Origin of the sequence: Amycolatopsis sp. SID8362 (genome assembly GCF_010550475.1) — a bacterium.
Taxonomy (GTDB): domain Bacteria; phylum Actinomycetota; class Actinomycetes; order Mycobacteriales; family Pseudonocardiaceae; genus Amycolatopsis; species Amycolatopsis eburnea.
Genome location: NZ_JAAGNB010000095.1, coordinates 1 through 18,292, shown reverse-complemented (window position 1 = coordinate 18,292; position 18,292 = coordinate 1). Strand labels below are relative to the sequence as shown.

At 71.1% G+C, this 18,292-nt stretch carries 14 protein-coding genes; 2 read left to right on the top strand and 12 right to left on the bottom strand.

Annotation, left to right across the window (positions count from 1 at the left end; all coding sequences use genetic code 11):
• The 8 genes from G3I65_RS03210 to topA all read right to left on the bottom strand — a co-directional run.
• Positions 1–673: DNA polymerase III subunit delta' (locus G3I65_RS03210; RefSeq protein WP_160694569.1), on the bottom strand; the 673-nt coding region annotated here is incomplete at its 3' end.
• Positions 670–2,790: a dTMP kinase gene (locus G3I65_RS03205; RefSeq protein ID WP_160694567.1), complete on the bottom strand. Its 2,121-nt coding sequence runs from the start codon at positions 2,788–2,790 to the stop codon at positions 670–672. The genes G3I65_RS03210 and G3I65_RS03205, both read right to left, overlap by 4 nt.
• 148 nt (positions 2,791–2,938) lie before the next feature.
• Complete coding sequence (locus G3I65_RS03200; protein ID WP_166639596.1) at positions 2,939–3,556, bottom strand: hypothetical protein; 618 nt, start codon at positions 3,554–3,556, stop codon at positions 2,939–2,941.
• A 291-nt stretch (positions 3,557–3,847) separates the two neighbouring features.
• Positions 3,848–4,639 (bottom strand): hypothetical protein, encoded by a 792-nt coding sequence (locus tag G3I65_RS03195; RefSeq protein ID WP_160694563.1) that lies wholly within the window; start codon positions 4,637–4,639, stop codon positions 3,848–3,850.
• Positions 4,632–4,808: a hypothetical protein gene (locus G3I65_RS03190; protein WP_160694561.1), complete on the bottom strand. Its 177-nt coding sequence runs from the start codon at positions 4,806–4,808 to the stop codon at positions 4,632–4,634. The genes G3I65_RS03195 and G3I65_RS03190 overlap by 8 nt, the downstream gene beginning before the upstream one ends.
• The gene (locus G3I65_RS03185) at positions 4,801–5,592 is read right to left on the bottom strand and encodes an ESX secretion-associated protein EspG (RefSeq protein WP_160694559.1); all 792 of its coding nucleotides are present in this window, start codon (positions 5,590–5,592) and stop codon (positions 4,801–4,803) included. The genes G3I65_RS03190 and G3I65_RS03185 overlap by 8 nt, the downstream gene beginning before the upstream one ends.
• Positions 5,593–5,678: 86 nt before the next feature.
• Positions 5,679–6,281 (bottom strand): hypothetical protein, encoded by a 603-nt coding sequence (locus tag G3I65_RS03180; protein ID WP_239070350.1) that lies wholly within the window; start codon positions 6,279–6,281, stop codon positions 5,679–5,681.
• A gap of 139 nt (positions 6,282–6,420) precedes the next feature.
• On the bottom strand, positions 6,421–9,276 hold the full coding sequence (topA, locus tag G3I65_RS03175; RefSeq protein ID WP_166639594.1) for a type I DNA topoisomerase: 2,856 nt from the start codon (positions 9,274–9,276) through the stop codon (positions 6,421–6,423).
• Positions 9,277–9,574: 298 nt separating this feature from the next.
• On the opposite strand from topA, the gene G3I65_RS03170 reads away from it, so the two are divergent.
• A complete protein-coding gene (locus G3I65_RS03170; protein ID WP_160694555.1) occupies positions 9,575–10,381 on the top strand; it encodes a serine protease in 807 nt (268 codons plus the stop codon).
• An 18-nt stretch (positions 10,382–10,399) separates the two neighbouring features.
• Here G3I65_RS03170 and G3I65_RS03165 read toward each other — a convergent pair whose 3' ends face one another.
• The 3 genes from G3I65_RS03165 to G3I65_RS03155 all read right to left on the bottom strand — a co-directional run bounded on the left by G3I65_RS03165 (position 10,400) and on the right by G3I65_RS03155 (position 14,238).
• Positions 10,400–11,050, bottom strand: coding sequence for a hypothetical protein (locus tag G3I65_RS03165; protein ID WP_160694553.1), 651 nt, complete (start codon positions 11,048–11,050; stop codon positions 10,400–10,402).
• Positions 11,051–11,101: 51 nt separating this feature from the next.
• On the bottom strand, positions 11,102–11,578 hold the full coding sequence (locus G3I65_RS03160) for a hypothetical protein (protein ID WP_309235233.1): 477 nt from the start codon (positions 11,576–11,578) through the stop codon (positions 11,102–11,104).
• A 362-nt stretch (positions 11,579–11,940) separates the two neighbouring features.
• Positions 11,941–14,238 (bottom strand): sodium-translocating pyrophosphatase, encoded by a 2,298-nt coding sequence (locus tag G3I65_RS03155; RefSeq protein WP_160694551.1) that lies wholly within the window; start codon positions 14,236–14,238, stop codon positions 11,941–11,943.
• A 349-nt stretch (positions 14,239–14,587) separates the two neighbouring features.
• Between G3I65_RS03155 and G3I65_RS03150 the strand changes: the two genes are divergently transcribed.
• Positions 14,588–17,002, top strand: coding sequence for a DEAD/DEAH box helicase (locus tag G3I65_RS03150; protein ID WP_160694571.1), 2,415 nt, complete (start codon positions 14,588–14,590; stop codon positions 17,000–17,002).
• An 84-nt stretch (positions 17,003–17,086) separates the two neighbouring features.
• Here the strand turns inward: G3I65_RS03150 and G3I65_RS03145 are convergent, their stop codons facing one another.
• Complete coding sequence (locus tag G3I65_RS03145) at positions 17,087–17,704, bottom strand: bifunctional DNA primase/polymerase (protein WP_160694549.1); 618 nt, start codon at positions 17,702–17,704, stop codon at positions 17,087–17,089.
• Between the last annotated feature and the right edge of the window lie 588 nt (positions 17,705–18,292).

Below are 18,292 nucleotides of genomic sequence, written 5' to 3'. Positions count from 1 at the left end.
CGGTGGCGAGCCGACGCGCGCGGCCGACGTGACCGCCGCACACCGAGGCGGCCCAGTGCGCCCGCTCGGGGTCGACGTGGTCGCGGCGCACCAGGACGTCGGCGATCGCCTCCGGGGCGGGCGTCCGCAGCGTCACCAGGCGGCAGCGCGAACGGATCGTCACCGAGACGTCCTCGGGGTGGTCCGACGGCGCGCAGAGCAGGAAGACCGTGCGGTCCGGCGGCTCTTCGACGGCCTTCAGCAGGGCGTTCGACGCGCCTTCTGTGAGCCGGTCGGCGTCCTCGATGATGACGACCTGCCAGTTGCCGGTGGTCGGGCGGCGTGCGGCCGCCTGCACCAATGCCCGCATTTCGGCGACCGAGATCGACAGGCCTTCGGGCACCACGAGCCGGACGTCGGCGTGCGTGCCCGCCATCGTCGTGTGGCAGCCGGGGCAGGCGTCGCAGCCGGTGCCGGTGCTGCACTGCAGCGCCGCGGCGAACGTCCGCGCGGCCACCGAGCGGCCCGATCCGGGCGGGCCGGTGAGCAGCCACGCGTGCGTCATCGCCCCGGGCGGGGCGGGCTCACCGGCGACGATCTTCGCGGCGGCCGACGCGGCCGAGGTCAGCGTTTCGACGGCGGCTTCCTGGCCGACCACCTGGTTCCAGACGCCGATGCGCTCGGTCGTCGTCACTTCGCCTCCACGCGAGGCTCTTCCGGGGTTTCGACGTGCAGGGGCTCGTCGATGTCCAGCGGCAGCGTCACCGGCTTCTCGGACGTCGGCGCGAGCGCGGCCAGCCGGCCGACGAACACGGCGCGCAGCGCGGTGCGGATCCGCTCGGCGACCTCGGCGTCGGTGCCGTCGGCGTCGATCACGACGTACCGGTCCGGGTCGGCCGCGGCCATCTCGGTGAGCAGGTGCTGGACGCGCCACTGGTCGTTCATGGCGGCCGACTTGTCGCGCGGGGCGCCGTTCGGGGCGGCGTCGAGCAGCACGGTCAGGTCCGGGCGCAGCCGCCCGGTCGCCCAGTCGGCGAGCCCCTCGAGCTCGTCGCTGTCCAGGCCGGCGACGGCGGACAGGTGCGCGAGCGGCGAGTCGACGAACCGTTCCATCACGACCACCGAACCGGCGTCCAGCGCCGGCTGGACGTGCCGCTCGACGATGTCGGCCCGCACCGCGGCGGCGGCCAGCGCCTGGGCCCGCGCCCCGGTCAGCGAGGCGCCGGAGACCAGTGCGGTGAGCCGCTGGTCGTCGAGCGCGGGGTCGGCGGCGACCACGACCGGGCGGGTGCCGCCGCGCATCCAGTCGGCCAGGTTGACGGCCTGGATCGCGGTGTTGATCGCGGTGGTGCCCTCGACGGCGATGAGGAAGCCGTTGACCCGCCGCGGGGTGCGGCGCAGCGCGTTGCGCAGGTCGGACAGGATCGGCTCGGTGCGCTTGTCGTCCATCTGCCGGTAGGCGAAGAGCCCGGCGACCAGCGCGATCGCGGCGCCGCCGAGCATGACCGGGCGGGTGCCGTCGATGGTGAGCGGGCTGCCCCAGACGGTGATCGTGTGCCGCTGCACCAGGCCGACCAGCACCGGCACGGTGACCGTGGTGCCGAACAGCACCAGCTTCATCATCAGCTGGTAGATCGCGTTGATCCGGCCGCGGATGGCGTCCTCGACGCGCGAGCCGATGATCGTGACGCCGGTGAGGAACGCCGTGCCGGCCCAGATGCCGACGGAGCAGACGGCGATCAGCGCGACCGCCAGGTGCGGCGACAGCGCCACCACCAGGAGCGACAACGCGGCGGCGATGATGGAGATGCCGAACAGCCGGTCGTGCGCCAGGCGCCGGGCGAGCTTGGGAGCGAACGCCATGCCGGTGGCCAGGCCGAGGAAGACGGCCAGCACCAGCAGGTTGAACGCGGAGTCGCCGGCCAGCAGACTCGAGGAGTACGGCTTGGCCGAGCCGATCACGGCCCCGCCCGCGGCGAACGCGCCGAAGGCCCCGACGAGCAGGCCGCGCACGAGCGGCGTGCTGCGGATGAACCGGAAGCCGTCGGCGATCATCTGGCCGACGCCGAACTTCTCTTCGTCGGCCTGCTTGACCTTCTGTTCCGGCAGCGCGTGGACGTTGCGCAGCGAAAGCTCGGGGATCCGGGTGGCGATCAGGATCGCGCTGGCCAGGTAGAGCAGGCCGGTGATGATGACGACGAGCTTCGCGATGTTGAGGCTCGGGTCGCCGGGGAACAGGTGGAACGTCGTGTTGACGCCGGTGATGGCCGCGTTGGCCCCGGCCGCGGTGATGACGGCGAGGCCGTAGGTCATCACCATGCCGAGCTGGTTGGCCGTCTCGACCTGGTCGGGCCTGCGGAGCAGGTTGGGGACGGCCGCCTCTTTCGAGGGGATCCACATGCTCGACGCGCAGCCGACGAGGAAGTTGCCGGCCAGCAACCACCAGGGCGCGCTGACGATGGCGATGGACAGCAGGAACCCGCACCGCAGCAGGTCGGCGACGACCATGACCTTGCGGCGGTCGAACCGGTCCGCGAGCAGCCCGCCGACTGGGGCGAACAGCAGCCCCGGTGCCAGGCCGGTCAGGACGACGCCGACGAAGGCGAAGTTCTGCGCGAAGTAGTTGTCCGTCAGCTTCGTGGCCAAGCCGGTGAGGGCCAGGATGTTCAGCCAGTCGGCCACGCTGCACAGGTACGTGACGCCCCAGAGCCGCCGGAACGGTTTGATCGCCAGTACCCGCCGGACCCGGTTGATCGTGGACGCCTCGGCGCCCGACGACGCACCCGGGCCGGCGCCGGGTACCGACCGCACGCCCTCGCTGATACGCCCACCCCACTAGTCACCGCGGTGCCGGACGTCCTCGTGAGGTAGCCCGACCGTGAAGCCAGGGTAGCCCGATCGGCCCTTGCCTCGCGGACGGCCCCGAGGTCCCGGTGGGGTGGGGACCAGCGAGCGAACGCTAGTCGAACAGGCCGGTCACGCTGCTGACCAGGCTGGACACCATCTCGATGGCGACGAAACCGAACACGATCAGCAGCACCACCGCGAGCATCACGCCCGCCGCGCTCGACGACGGCCGGTTGAACGCCGGCATCGACACCGCCGGCATCTTCGGCAGCTTCCGCCGCTTTACCGGCACGACGTCGACGTCGTCGGCGTCCTCGTCCGGCAGCGGGGCCTGCCGGAGTGGCCGCAGCAGCTGCGGCGGCCGGGTCGGCCAGGTGCGCTGCCGGTTCCGCTGCCGCGGCAGCACCCCGAGCGGCGGGTTCTCGCCGTTCACCGCCAAGGTGCCCGCCGGCGGGATCGCCTCCGGGGCCTTCGCGCCGGTTTCGCCCTCCTCGCGGAGCGTCTCCTCGACCATCCGGCGCACGACCTCTTCGTCGGGCTGCACCGGCCCGGCCACCGGGAAGGCGGCGGGCTCGTGGCCGTTCGGAGCCGCGGCACGGGGCTCCGGCGCCGCGGTGACCAGTCCGGAGACCGGGTCCGCGAACGTCTCGCCTGGTGCTTGGGACAGAGTGCCGTCGCGCTGAGTGAGCTCGGGGGCATTGAAGAAGGGAGCCTCACCGTTCGCGCTCATGGTGACCACCTCACTACTGAATGTCCTCGCCTTTCCAGGGTAGCGACGATGGCGGATAACGCATCCGCCCAATGGCTCTGTCTCCAGTGGAGGGTCGGTCACGCAGCGCAAGCCCGTGCCCGAACCCCCTGCAGTGTCCAGCCCGCCGGTGACCGGGTCGACCGCCGTTGGTGACGGATCGTAGTGAGTCCGGTCACACGAGCCCGGAGACGGCCGCGCGGGACCGGCCACACCCTGGGTGTCAAGATGGCCAGTTTCGCAGCTCGCGCTCGGGCCCGGATGGAGTACCGGTCAGGGCACCTCCTCCTGGCCGAGGTCGATCATCTTCCGGCACCAGTCGCGGAGCATCCCGCGGCTGAACGGGCTCAGGACGAGCTGCCGCCGCCCGTCCCCGCGATCCAGCGCCGCCAGCGCGAAGCGGCCCAGATCCGTGTCCACGAGGACGAAGCCGTGGTCCGGGAACTCCGCGCACAGCCCGCCGAAGGCGAGCATGTCGAGCACCGCCGTGCCCGAGCGCGGCCGGGCCAGCACCTCCCGCATCGCCCAGACGTCGGCGTCCTGGCCGTCGTGGACCAGGCCGTCGTCGTCCACCGACAGCCAGATCGCCCGCGGCGAGGCGCCGAACGGCACCTCCGGCAGCTCCGCGATGAGCATCTCCGGCAGCTCTTCGAAGTCGGCGAGGTGGATCGCCGTCCGGCCCGGGAGCGCGCCCATCATGAAGGCCCGCTCGCCGTCCGCGTAGCACCGGATGTCCGCCGTCGCGGGGCCCTCGTCGAAGACACCGCACAGCGCCGCCCGCACCGAACCGCGCAGCATCAGCGAGACGACCTCGAACCCGATCTCGTTCAGCTCACCGTCCTCCCCGAACGGCGTGCCCTCGATCCAGGCCGCCCAGGCCATGTGCCGTTCGACCTCGGCGATCAGGTCCGCGGGGTCGTCGGAGACCGGGCCGTGGACGAGGATGTCGTCGTCGCTGACGTCCGGGTTGTAGAGCCGGTCGACGGGCTCGCGATCCGGCATCGCCGCCAGCACCGGGCCGGCGGCGAGCTCGAGCAGCTCCCGGGCGGCCGTCCGTTCAGCCATGGCCTCGCACCTCCTTCTCGGCCTCGTCACCGGTGGCTCCGCTGCGAGGGATCGGAACGTCGCTGATCAGCTCGGCCGCCGCCAGGATCGCGTCGCGGACCGTGAGGCCCAGCAGCGCCGGCTCGGGCGCCTCCCCGCGGACCGGCGGGGTCTCCACCGGCTCACGCATGGCTCTGCACCGCCTCGACGATCCACTGCTCGGCCGTGCTCCGCGAGGCCGGACCCCACGTCACCGTCCAGCGGCCGGTGCGGTCCACCGCCGCGCTGAACTGGTAGCGGCCGAGGTCGTTGTCGACCAGGCCGAACGCGCCGTGCGGGTACTCCGCCAGGATCGCGTCGCGGACCGCCAAGTCCACCAGCACCGTGCCCAGCCGCGGACGGGCCGCGCACTCGCGGATCAGCTCGACCGCCCGCTCGCAGCCGCCCGGGATCAGGCCGCGCTCGTCCGTCTCGATCCGCACGTGCCGTCCCGGCCCCGGCAGCCGGTCCGGCAGGCCGTCGAATACCCAGCCCGGCAGCTCGCTGAGGAAGCCCGACCGCAGCCGCGCGCGGTTGCCCAGCTTGTGCAGCACCGTGGTGTAGTCCTCGTCGCCGAAGAACCGCACCTCCCACGGCTCCTGACGGGCCGGGAAGACCCCGGTGACCACGCCGCGGATGAAGCCGCCGCGCAGCGCCCGGTACAGCCCGACCGCCTCGGCCGTGACCTCGCCACCCGGGGCGAGGCCGATCGCGGCCATTCCGGCAACGAACCGGGTGTACTGCTCCACTTCGTCGGCCAGGCTCAGCGGCGGCGAAGGACGACGACCCGGGAGCGGTCCGGTGTCCGCCAGCACCGGCGGGATCTCGAACTCGGGGTCGTAGAACTCCATCACCGAGGGCCGCTCCGGCACCTCGGCCGACAGCGGGGCGATGACCTCGTCGATGACGTCGAAGACGGCGACTGAGTTGCTCACCCTTAGATTGAACACCCTGGCACCGACAATTTCTCGCACATGTGTTCGAGTGGGTGACATCGTTCGGCGAGCGGTCGGCGAGCGGCTCAGACATGCTCCGGGATCCGCCCTTCGACGATCTCCGCCAGCGCGTCGACGCTCCCCGGCAGCCACCAGAACCGGCGGCGGCCACCCCGGCGCCTGCCCAGCACCGCCAGGTGCCTGCCGCGGGCGTCGTCGACGAACGCCACCGCCTCCCACGGCCGGCGCGGGCCGCGGGCGAGGTCGACCTGGACCGTGCCGAGCCGGGGTCTTCGGAGCTCCTCCATCAGGTCGAGGACCAGGCACTCCTGCCCGGCCGCCAGGACCCCGCGCTCGTCGGCGTCCAGGTACAGGCCCCCGCCGGGCGCCGGCGACCGCAGCGGCAACCGCGCGAAGGCCAGGCCGAGCAGCTCCGCGATCGAGCCGGACGACGGCCCGGACCGGCGCAGGCCGTCCCCGGCGACGCCGAACCGCGTGCCGTCGTCGAAGAACGCCGACGTCCACGGCTCGTCGAACAAGGCGACGGCGACGCCGCAGACGCCGTCACCGGCGAACCCGGGCAGCGAGTCGTGGAGGTCCAGCGCGGACGGACTGCCCGCGGCCGCAGCGCGGACGGGCTTGAGGATCTTGGCGAGCACCGTGTGCACGGTGCGTGGTGTTGTGGTCACGCGTTCAGGAAACCCGGGACCACCGACAATTTCCCGAACATCCGTTCGAGGTGTCACCCGAAAGTGTGGCCAAAGTCCGTGAAGGCCTCCTTACCAGGCAAAAACGCCGGTAAGGAGGCCTTCACGGGCTTCTGACGTGCTACTTCGTCTTCGTCGCGGTGGACCGCTTGGCGGTGGTGGCCTTCTTGGCCGTGCCCGCCTTGACCGTCTTCGCCGTCGTCGACGCCGGCTTGCGCGCCGGCGCCTTCCGCTTCGGCGCCGGGCCCTTCGCCCGCTTCTCGGCCAGCAGCTCGGACGCGCGTTCCGCGGTCAGCGACTCGATCTCGTCGCCCTTCCGCAGCGTCGCGTTGTACTCGCCATCGGTCACGTACGGGCCGAAGCGCCCGTCCTTGACCACCATCGGCTTCTTCGACACCGGGTCCTCGCCGAGCTCCTTGAGCGGCGGCTTCGCGGTCGCCGACCGGCCGCGCTGCTTCGGCTCCGAGTAGATCTTCAGCGCTTCCTCGACGGTGATCGAGAACAGCTGGTCCTCGGTCGAGAGCGACCGCGAGTCCGTGCCCTTCTTCAGGTACGGCCCGTAGCGCCCGTTCTGCGCCGTGATCTCGTCGCCGGACTCCGGGTCCTTGCCGACCACGCGCGGCAGCGAGAGCAGCTTCAGCGCGTCGTCGAGCGTGATGGTCTCGATGTCCATGGACTTGAACAGCGAGCCCGTGCGCGGCTTCGGCGCCTTCGCCTTGGCGGCCTTCTTCTGCGCGGCCGTGGCGTCCTCGGGGATCTCGATCTCGGGCAGCAGCTCGGTCACGTACGGTCCGAAGCGGCCTTCCTTGGCGACGATCTCGTGCCCGCTCACCGGGTCGACGCCCAGCGAACGGCCCTCCTGCGGCGTCGCGAACAGCTTCTCCGCGATCTCCTGCGAAAGCTCGTCCGGCGGCAGGTCTTCGGGCAGGTTCGCGCGCTGCGAGTTCCCGTCGACCTCGCGCTCCAGGTACGGCCCGTAGCGCCCGACGCGGACCACGACCGTGTGCCCGTCGGCGTCGCTGAACAGCGGGATCGAGTTGATCTCGCGCGCGTCGATGTCCTCGACGCTGCCTTCGACCAGCTTCTTGAGCCCGCCCAGGCGGCCGATCGAGCCGTCGACGCCCATGTCGCCGCCGAAGTAGAACTTCGACAGCCACTGCGCGCGCTGCTCGTCGCCGGCCGCGATGCGGTCGAGCTCGTCCTCCATGCCGGCGGTGAAGTCGTAGTCGACGAGCCGCTCGAAGTGCCGTTCCATCAGGCCGATCACGGCGAACGCGACCCACGACGGGACGAGCGCGGAGCCCTTCTTCCAGACGTAGCCGCGGTCCTGGATGGTCTTGATGATCGACGCGTACGTCGACGGGCGGCCGATGCCCAGCTCTTCCAGCTTGCTGACCAGGCTCGGCTCCGAGTACCGCGCCGGCGGCGAGGTGGTGTGGCCGTCCGGGTTCAGGTCCGACGCGGTCAGCGCCTGGTCCTTTTCCAGCACCGGCAGGCGGCTCTGCTTGTCGTCGGCTTCGCCACCGGTCTCGGTGTCGACGGCCTCGACGTACGCCTTGAGGAAGCCCGCGAAGGTGATCGTGCGGCCCGAGGCCGCGAAGGTGCATTCCTCGCCCGAGGTCGCGTTGCCGACGATGCGCACCGACATCGTGGTGCCCTTGGCGTCCGCCATCTGCGACGCGATCGTGCGCTGCCAGATCATCTCGTAGAGGCGGTATTCGTCGGTGTCCAGCTCGCTCGCGACCTGGCCCGGCGTGCGGAAGACCTCGCCCGACGGCCGGATCGCCTCGTGGGCCTCCTGCGCGTTCTTGACCTTGCGCGTGTACTGGCGCGGCGACGGCGAGACGTACTCCTTGCCGTACAGCTGCGTGGCCTGGCTGCGCGCGGCCGAGATCGCCGACTCCGACAGCGTCGTGGAGTCGGTACGCATATAGGTGATGTAGCCGTTCTCGTACAGCTTCTGCGCGATCCGCATGGTGCGCTCCGAGGTGAACCGCATCTTGCGGCCCGCCTCCTGCTGAAGCGTCGAGGTCATGAAGGGCGCGTACGGCTTCCGCGTGTACGGCTTCTCCTCGACGCTCGCGACCTTGAAGTCACGCTGCTTCAGCGCTTCGGCCAGGCGCCGCGCGTCGGCCTCCGCGAGCACGCGGACCTCGGTGTTCGACGCCTTGAGCTGCCCGTCCGAGCCGAAGTCGCGGCCGGTGGCCAGGCGCGCGCCGTCGACGGCGACGAGCCGCGCGGGGAAGTTCCGCGGCGAAGCCTCTTCGCCCGCGTCCATGGTCGCCGAGATGTCCCAGTAGGACGCCGAGGTGAAGCGCATCCGCTCGCGTTCGCGCTCGACCACGATCCGGGTCGCCACCGACTGGACGCGGCCCGCCGAAAGCTTCGGCATGACCTTCTTCCACAGGACCGGCGAGACCTCGTAGCCGTAGAGGCGGTCGAGGATGCGGCGGGTCTCCTGCGCGTCGACGAGGTCGGCGTCCAGCTCACGGGTCGAGTCGGCGGCCGCACGGATGGCCTGCTCGGTGACCTCGTGGAAGACCATCCGGCGGACCGGGACCTTCGGCTTCAGCGTCTCGAGGAGGTGCCACGCGATGGCCTCGCCCTCGCGGTCGGGGTCCGTGGCGAGGTAGAGCTCGTCGACGTCCTTGAGCAGCCCCTTGAGCTCGGTCACCTTGGACTTCTTGTCCGGGGTGACCACGTAGAGCGCCTTGAAGTCGTTGTCGACGTCGACGCCGAGGCGGGCCCACGACTCGCCCTTGTACTGGGCCGGCACGTCGGCGGCACCACGAGGCAGGTCGCGGATGTGCCCGACGGAGGACTCGACGACGTAACCGCCGCCCAGGTAGGGGGCGATCTTGCGGGCCTTCGTCGGCGACTCGACGATGACCAGCCGCCGGTGCCCGGCGCCGTTGCCCGCCGAGGCTCCGTTCTTCTTGGTCCGTGCTCCTGCCACGCTGTCCTGCTCTCCGCTCATCTCGTCCCGCGACCGGGACCAGGCCCTGCCATGAGGCGTCGGGCCCGCGTCTTCGACCTGCCAGTGTGCACGCTGTCCCGGCGCGGACGGCGCGGAGGTGACCCAACACGCCGCCGTTCCTGTGTCCAGCGCATCGCCGCTGACCTCGACGATGTTTCCCCAACGTACCCGCCACGTGATTTCGGCCACGTCCCGCGCAGCCTAGCGCGTGACCGCCTGGATACCCTCCGTTCGACGGTGGTGGGCGCGGGGATGTGACCGCTTCACTGGTTTCCCCGTCCAGCCGAAAGGATCCGCCATGACCCGACGCCTCCTCGGCGCCCTGCTCACCGCCGCGACCGCCACAGTATTACTGGGGACCACTCCGGCGAGCGCGGCCGCGGCGAACTTCGCCGGCACGGTAGCCCTCTCCAACTGCTCGGGCTCGGTGGTCAAGCCGGCGGCGACGCCGGACACCGCGCCCGCGCTCGTCATGTCCAACGGCCACTGCCTCGAGACCGGTTTCCCGGCGCCTGGGCAGGTCATCACCAACCGGTCGTCCAGCCGGACGTTCACGCTGCTCAACGCCAGCGGCGGCAACGCGGGCACGCTGCGCGCCAAGAAGATCGTCTACGGGACGATGACCGACACCGACGTGTCGCTCTACCAGCTCACCACCACCTACGCGCAGATCAAGTCGAGCTACGGGATCTCGCCGCTGGAGCTGTCCAACGCGCACCCGGCGGCCGGCGCCGCGATCGACGTCGTCTCCGGCTACTGGAAGCGGATCTACTCCTGCAACATCGACGGGTTCGTCTACCGGCTGAAGGAGGGCAGCTGGACCTGGAAGGACTCGATCCGGTACACCTCCGCCTGCCAGACCATCGGCGGCACGTCGGGCTCGCCGATCGTCTCCGGCGGCAAGGTCGTCGGCGTGAACAACACCGGCAACGAGGACGGCGCGCGCTGCACGGACAACAACCCGTGCGAGGTCGACGAGGCCGGCAACGTCACCGTGCACTACAAGACGAACTACGGCCAGGAGACGTACGGCATTCCCGCGTGCCTCACCGCGGCCAACGAAATCGCCCTCACGCAGGCCGGCTGCACCCTGCCCCGGCCCTGACGCGGCGCTCGCACCCGGTCAGGCCGTGCTCGTCACGGCCTCCGGGTGCGGCACCGGCAGCGGTTCCGCGCCCGGCCACGCCGCTTCGGCACCCGGCGGTGGCTCCCCGATCAGTTCCAGCAGCGCCTCCAAGCGGCGTTTTCCGGTGACCTTGACGGCCGGGACCTCGGCCTTCGGGCCGGTCAGCTTTGCCGCCACACCCAACGGCGTCAGCGCCTCGACCAGCCTTTCGTGCATGGTCGGCGCGAGCGGGTCGACCCCGAGCAGGTAGCCCTGCGTGCCGGGCCTGCCGCCGGCCAGCGCCCACATCCGCAGCATCGCGCCGCTCAGCCGGAAGCCGTCCGGCACCGCCTTGCCCGAGTCGTCCTCGACCGGGCCCGCGCAGCCCTCCCGCAGCCACCGCAGCGCCAGCGGCAGCAGGTCGACGCGGAACGACGTGCGCACCTGCGGACGGCCGCACTCGGCCTTCGAGACCTGCGCGTCCGCGCCGCGGCAACGGAACTCGCGGGCCAGGACGTGCGCCCGCCACGGCTCCTCGACGACCACCGACAGCCGGGCGGCGGTGCGCCCGAAGCCGGTGATCTGGCCGTGGCAGCACAGCAGGCCGGCCAGGTCGCCCAGGCCCGGCCCGCTGGCCTCGGCGGAGAAGAGCGAGATCGTCCGATCCACCGCGCCATACTAGAACACAAGTTCGATTCGCGGCAGTACCGTGAGCGATCTTCAGCCAGGCGGTTGATCCAGCTGACGGCAAGCCGGAGCGCGCTGCTCCGCCGCCGCCAGTGCCGGGACGTCCTTGAGGCCCTTGAGGTAGTCGAGCGCGTCGATGCGGTCGAGCGTCGCCCTGGCCTCGCCGAGGGCGGCCTTCGTCGCCGTCGCGTCGCCGCGGACGGCGTCGATGCGCTGCCGCGCCTGCTCGGCCTGGTCGCGGATCTCGGTGAACTGCCCGATGACGTCCGCGCGGCCGCCGTCCGCCGACCGCACCGGCGGCGCGCCGAGCGCGTTCAGCCCGGCGAGGCTCCGGTCCAGCCCGCCGACCACCGAGGAAAGCAGGTCACTCGACGTCCTGGACGCCTGCTGCGGCGTGCTCGGGTCGACGGTGGGCAGCTCCGCCAGCGCGCGAACCAGGTGGGTCACCGAGGCGCAGTAGCCGTCCGCCCATCTCGCCACCGGATCGGCCTGCGGCACCACGGTCGTCACCGACAGACCCTGATCCCGTGCCGGGGACTGCGCGGCGGGTTGCCCGCAGCCGGCGAGGCCGATCGTGATCGTCGCGGTCAGCAATCCGACCGAAAGCAGGGGGATACGGTCCGCAGCCGATCTGCACGACGCAACGGTTTTCCGCCGTGGCTGCCGTCGGATTGCTGACCAACGGCACAGTAGGGCGGCGAAGACGGTTGACCGCGGCCGCACCTGTGCACCTCCTGCTCGACGACGTCCCGGAAGGGCCGACGGTACCGACTCGGTGCTGCTTCGCAACTCGCCGAGCCAGTGTGGGATGTCCCGACACGCGCCGGGCCCGGCACGCGACGCTGCGTGCCGGGCCCGGAACGGTGCCTCGGTCAGGCCTTGATCTCGGCCGGGGCGTCGGAGATGACCGTCCCGCGCCGCTTCGAGATCACGATCGCCGCCACGACGACGGCGAGCGCGACCAGCGAGATGATGATGCGCACGGCCGTGTTCTGGTCCGGGCCGATCGAGAACTGCACGACGGCGGGCGCGATCAGCACCGAGACCAGGTTCATGACCTTGATCAGCGGGTTGATCGCCGGGCCGGCGGTGTCCTTGAACGGGTCACCCACGGTGTCACCGATGATGGTGGCCTCGTGCGCGTCCGAACCCTTGCCGCCGTGGTTGCCGTCTTCGACCAGCTTCTTCGCGTTGTCCCACGCGCCACCGGAGTTGGCGAGGAAGATCGCCATCAGGGTGCCGCAGGCGATCGCGCCGGCCAGGTAGCCGGCGAGCGCGCCGGTGCCCAGGCCGAAGCCGACCGCGATCGGGGCGAAGACCGCCAGCAGACCCGGCGTCGTCAGCTCGCGCAGCGAATCGCGCGTGACGATGTCGACGACCTTGCCGTACTCGGGGCGGGTGGTGCCCTCCATGATGCCCGGGATGTCGCGGAACTGGCGGCGGACCTCGTAGACCACCGCGCCGGCCGCGCGCGAGACCGCGTTGACGGCGAGCCCCGAGAACATGAACACGACGGCCGCGCCGATGATCACGCCGACGAGCGTGTTCGGGCTGACGACCTGGTTGACGAACGACTTGGCCGCGTCGAGGCCGGTGACCACGCCGTTGCCCATGCCCGACAGCGTCTTCGTGATCGCGTCCGAGTAGGAGCCGAAGAGCGCGGTCGCCGCGAGGACGGCGGTCGCGATCGCGATGCCCTTGGTGATGGCCTTGGTGGTGTTGCCGACCGCGTCCAGCTCGGTCAGGATCTGCGCGGCCTTCTCGTCGACGTCGCCCGACATCTCGGCGATGCCCTGCGCGTTGTCCGAAACCGGGCCGAAGGTGTCCATCGCGACGATGACGCCGACGGTGGTCAGCAGGCCGGTGCCGGCCAGCGCCACGGCGAACAGCGCGACGCCGCCGCCGAGCAGGTACGCGCCGAAGACGGCCGCGCCGATGACCAGCGCGGTGTACACGGCGGACTCGAAACCGATCGAGATGCCGGACAGGATGACCGTCGCCGCACCGGTTTCCGACGTCTGGCCGACGTCCTTGACCGGCTTGTACTCGGTGCCGGTGTAGTAGCCGGTCAGCTTCAGGATGACCGCGGCGAGCACGATGCCGATGATCACCGAGATGGTCGCGATGACCGCCGGGTTGCCCGAGTTCTCGAAGCCCGCGCCGAAGTCGGAGAAGCTGCTCGGCAGGTACACGAACGCCGCGATCGCCGACAGGACGGCGGAGATGACCGCGGAGATGTAGAAGGAGCGGTTGATCGTGACCAGACCGCCCTCACCCGCGCGCGCCTTGGTGATGTAGACACCGATGACCGCGGTGATGACACCGATGGCCGGCACGATGAGCGGGAAGATCAGGCCGTGCACGCCGAAGGCGGTGCTGCCCAGGATCAGCGCGGCGACCAGCATGACGGCGTAGGACTCGAAGAGGTCCGCGGCCATGCCGGCGCAGTCGCCGACGTTGTCGCCCACGTTGTCCGCGATGGTGGCGGCGTTGCGCGGGTCGTCCTCCGGGATGCCCTGCTCGACCTTGCCGACCAGGTCCGCGCCGACGTCGGCGGCCTTGGTGAAGATACCGCCGCCGACACGCATGAACATCGCGATCAGGGCGGCGCCGAAGCCGAAGCCCTCGAGCACCTTGGGCGCCTGGCCGGTGTAGACCAGCACGACGACCGCGGCGCCGAACAGACCGAGGCCGACGGTGATCATGCCGACGACGCCCCCGGTGCGGAACGCGACGCGCATGGCCTTCTCGCGGCCGCCTTCCTCCCGCGACGCGGCCGCGACGCGCAGGTTCGCCTGCGTCGCCAGCCACATGCCGAGGTAGCCGATCGCGAACGAGAACGCCGCACCGACCAGGAAGAAGATCGAGCGACCGATCTTCTCGTTCCAGTCGTCGGCGGGAAGTGCGAAGAGCAGGAGGAACACGATCACGCCGAAGATGGCGAGGGTGTTCCGCTGCCGCTTGAGGTAAGCGGCCGCGCCTTCCTGCACCGCCTTGGCGATGTCCTGCATCTTGGCGGTGCCCTGGCCTGCGGCCAGCACCTCCTTGAGCAGGACGTAGCCGATGACGAGTGCGGCAAGCGCGACCACGGCGACTACACCGACAATCGTGTAGCCACCTCCGGAGAGCGAGATATTTCCCGCGCCCTCCGCGAGGAACTGCCGTGACATTCGTCCTCCAGGAGACGTCGCCGATCGCCAACGTCGACGGCAAGCCGGGGGTTCGACACGGCCGACGCTGGCATGGACCCTGTACCGAGCGACACGCTAGCCGGGACGCAATGCACGTCTCACATGACGCTCACCACAGAGGGTGTGGATTGCGGGAGTGTATTGGTATCGCAACCAGCGTCTTCACGCCGTCCCGGTGACGGCACATTCCGTTACCTTGTGAGCCTCCTCACTTGATCGATCACCCTCTCGCCGATCCGTTGGCGCAGTTGGGGATGCGAGAACTGTCGGACCCCTGTGCCAAGCTCAGCTGGTGGAGGACTCGAGAGGGCGGCGGCTGCTGGGGCGGGTGACCGCCGGCATCCCGTCGCGCGAGAACCCGGTCACGCACGTGGCCGACCTTCCGGGCCGCAGGGCGGGTCACGCAGAGTGGCCGTCCTGGGCGGATCCGGCGGTCGTCGCTGCGCTGCGTGACTGCGGCGTCTCGGCTCCTTGGGCGCACCAAGCCGAAGCGGCCGAGCACGCGTACGCGGGTCGGCACGTCGTGGTTTCGACCGGCACGGCGTCGGGCAAGTCGCTGGCCTACCAGCTGCCGGTGCTGTCGCGGCTCGCCGCCGGCGAGAAGGCGAACGCGCTGTACCTGTCGCCGACGAAGGCGCTGGGCGCGGACCAGCTGCGCTCGGTGTCCTCTTTGGACGTCCCGGGCGTGCGGGCGGCGTCGTTCGACGGGGACACCCCGATGGCGGAGCGCGACTGGGTGCGCGCGCACGCGAACTGGGTGTTCACGAATCCGGACATGCTGCACCGCGGCATCCTCTCGGCGCACGGGCGGTGGGCGTCGTTCTTCCGGCGGCTCAGCTGCGTCGTGGTCGACGAGTGCCACAGCTACCGCGGGGTGTTCGGCTCGCACGTCGCCTTGTTGCTGCGCCGGCTGCGGCGGGTGGCGGAGCACTACGGCGCTTCGCCGGTGTTCGTCCTCGCTTCGGCGACAACGGCTTCGCCTGCTTCGTTCGCTTCGCGGCTGACGGGGGTGCCTTGTGTCGCTGTGACGGACGACGCCTCTCCGCGTGGCGCCCGCACGGTCGTGTTGTGGGAGCCGCCGCTGCTGGAGGAACTGACCGGGGAGAACGGCGCGCCGGTCCGGCGTTCGGCCGGCGCCGAGACGTCGCGGATCCTCGCCGACCTGGTCCTCGAAGGCGCACGGTCGCTGGCGTTCATCAGGTCTCGTCGTGGTGCGGAGCTGGCCGCGCTGGGTGCGCGTCGCATACTGTCCGAAGTGGACCCCGTGCTGGCGGAAACCGTTGCGGCGTACCGGTCTGGTTATTTGCCGGAGGAGCGGCGCGCGCTCGAGGCGGCGTTGTTGTCCGGGCGGTTGCTGGGTGTCGCGACGACGAACGCGCTGGAGCTGGGCGTCGACATCGCGGGGCTGGACGCGGTCGTGCTGGCCGGGTATCCGGGCACGCTCGCTTCGTTCTGGCAGCAGGCCGGGCGCGCGGGCCGGTCCGGTGATTCCGCGCTGGTGGTGTTCGTCGCGCGGGACGACCCGCTCGACACCTACCTCGTGCACCACCCGGCGGCTTTGCTCGAGCGGCCGGTGGAGACGGCGGTGCTCGACCCGGCGAACCCGTACGTGCTGGCGCCGCAGCTCGCGTGCGCCGTGGCCGAGCTGCCGCTGACGCTTTCCGAGCTGGAGGTCTTCGGCGGCGCGGCGGCGCTGGAGGTGCTGGCCGAGCTGGCGGAGCAGAAGCTGCTGCGGCGCCGGTCGAGCGGCTGGTACTGGACTTCGCGGGACCGGCCGCACGCCGAGGTCGGCATCCGCGGAACGGGCGGCGAGCAGATCGCGGTCGTCGAAGCGGACTCCGGCCGGATGCTCGGGACGGTCGACCCGGGCTCGGCGTGCTTCGCCGTCCACCCCGGCGCGGTGTACCTGCACCAGGGGTCGTCGTACGTCGTCGACGAGCTGGACCTGGAGACCGGGCTGGCGCTGGTGCACGCGGAAAACCCGGACTGGACGACAACCCCGCGCGAGATCGTGGACATTTCGGTGCTGAGCACCCAGGAGAAGCAGGACTTCGGCGGCGTGAGCGTCTGCCTCGGCGAGGTGGCCGTGACGTCGCAGGTCGTCGGGTACCTGCGACGCCGGCCGTCCGGGGAGGTGCTGGACCACACGCCGCTCGACCTGCCGGAGCAGAGCCTGCGCACGCGCGCGGTTTGGTACACGGTTTCCGCCGAGCTGCTCGGCGGCACCGCGGTCGATGGCGTGGCGGGGACCGGGGGCCATCGGGTGGGGACCGAATCTGCGGGGCCGGTGGGGACCGGGGAGGTAACCCCGGCGAGCGGTCGGGGGCCCGCTCGCGAGGGTGGCAGGACACCGGGGGGTGCCGGATTGGTTCCGGCACGGGTCCCCGGTGCCCTGCATGCCGCCGAGCACGCGGCGATCGGCCTGCTACCGCTGTTCGCTACGTGCGACCGGTGGGACATCGGCGGGGTGAGTACCGCGTGGCACGACGACACCGGGGAGGCGACGGTGTTCGTGCATGACGGCCATCCCGGGGGTGCGGGATTCGCCGAACGCGGTTATGCCGCGATTGTCCCGTGGCTGGCCGCAACGCGGGAGGCGATCGTCTCCTGCGAGTGCCCGACGGGATGCCCGTCCTGCGTCCAGTCGCCGAAGTGCGGGAACGGCAACGATCCGCTGGACAAGGCGGGTGCGGTGGCCGTGCTGGAAACCGTGCTCGGGGCGTTGCGTCAACACGGGAGCTAGAACGGCCACTTGGTGGTTCATGGAGTTGTGTCCTGCTCCGCCACGGCCGGGCTGGGACCGGCCGTGAGCGGTGGTTCGGGTGGCTCAGGCCGCAGTGGTCTGAACCAGCTGCGACGCTTCGGCGCCGGCCAGCGCACGGACGAGCACGTCGTGTACCTCGGCGGCGTCCGGCAGCTGCCAGCCGCAGACCTCGGGCTTGACGCGCCAGTGCACGACACCGTGCTGGAACGGCGACGGCGGCAGCGGGATGTAGCTGTCCTTGCCGTGCCACTGGATGCCGGCCCGCGACGCCAGCTCGGCCGGCACGTGGTCGGCGACGGTGGTCAGGAAGAGCCAGCGGCCGTTCGGCAGCGCGATGATCGGCGCGGGGTGGCCGAGGGCGCGGAGCAGGCGGCAGGCGCGCTTGCCGAGTTCGTCGTCGACCTCGATGGCGTCGAGGACGGTGCCGGTCGCGACGAGCAGGCTGTGGGTGCGGTCGGAGAACCAGGTGGCGACTTCGTGGGCGTGCGTGCCGATCTGCTCGCGCCAGGCTTCACTCGCCGGCACCGGACGGCGCCAGGTGAGGTCGTCGCCCTCGGTGATCGGTGCGGGGTTGACGCCCGGGAGCACCGGCCAGCCACGCCAAGCGAGTCCGATCGCCTCCGCCCGCAGTTCGATGCGGAAGGCACCTCGCCAGCTGTCCGGCCAATTCGCGTCCAACATTGTCTTCCTGCCTTAGGTTCCGGTTCTCCGCGACCCGCTAGACCCTGTCGTGGTGTCGCACATCTCACTTAACGGCAAGTTGCACATTGCCCGGAACCCCCACGCGACAACCGGTGGTTACGAGGCGATGAACGCCCAGTGATCTCTACGCCCCGACCGAACCCGGCGGCACATATCGACGGCGAACGGCGACCGCACACGGACCGTTCGTCGCGCGAATCCCCAGGACAGGACCCGCTCGGAACGGCCGGGCGGTAGTCGGCGGCGCAGCGGTCCGCCCCAGGTGAGCGGGGTGTTCGACCGCTCGCCGTGCACCAACGACCGCTGCCCGTGACGACGCGCCGCTCATCGCCGGCGCCCGAGCAGGCGCCGGTTATCGCCGCATACCGACCGGTCGGCGCGACGAACGGCAAGCCGCGCTGACGGCGACGAGCGGTTCTGGCCAGGGGGCTCGGCAAGCGGTGGCGGGCGTGCGGGGTTGGCCAGCTGTGGCAGCCGGCGCACGTCAGCGCATGCCGCCGGCCACCGCGGTCGGCGCTTGGTGACATGCCACGCCGACGGCCAGCCACCGCGGAGGCGAGGGGGCTC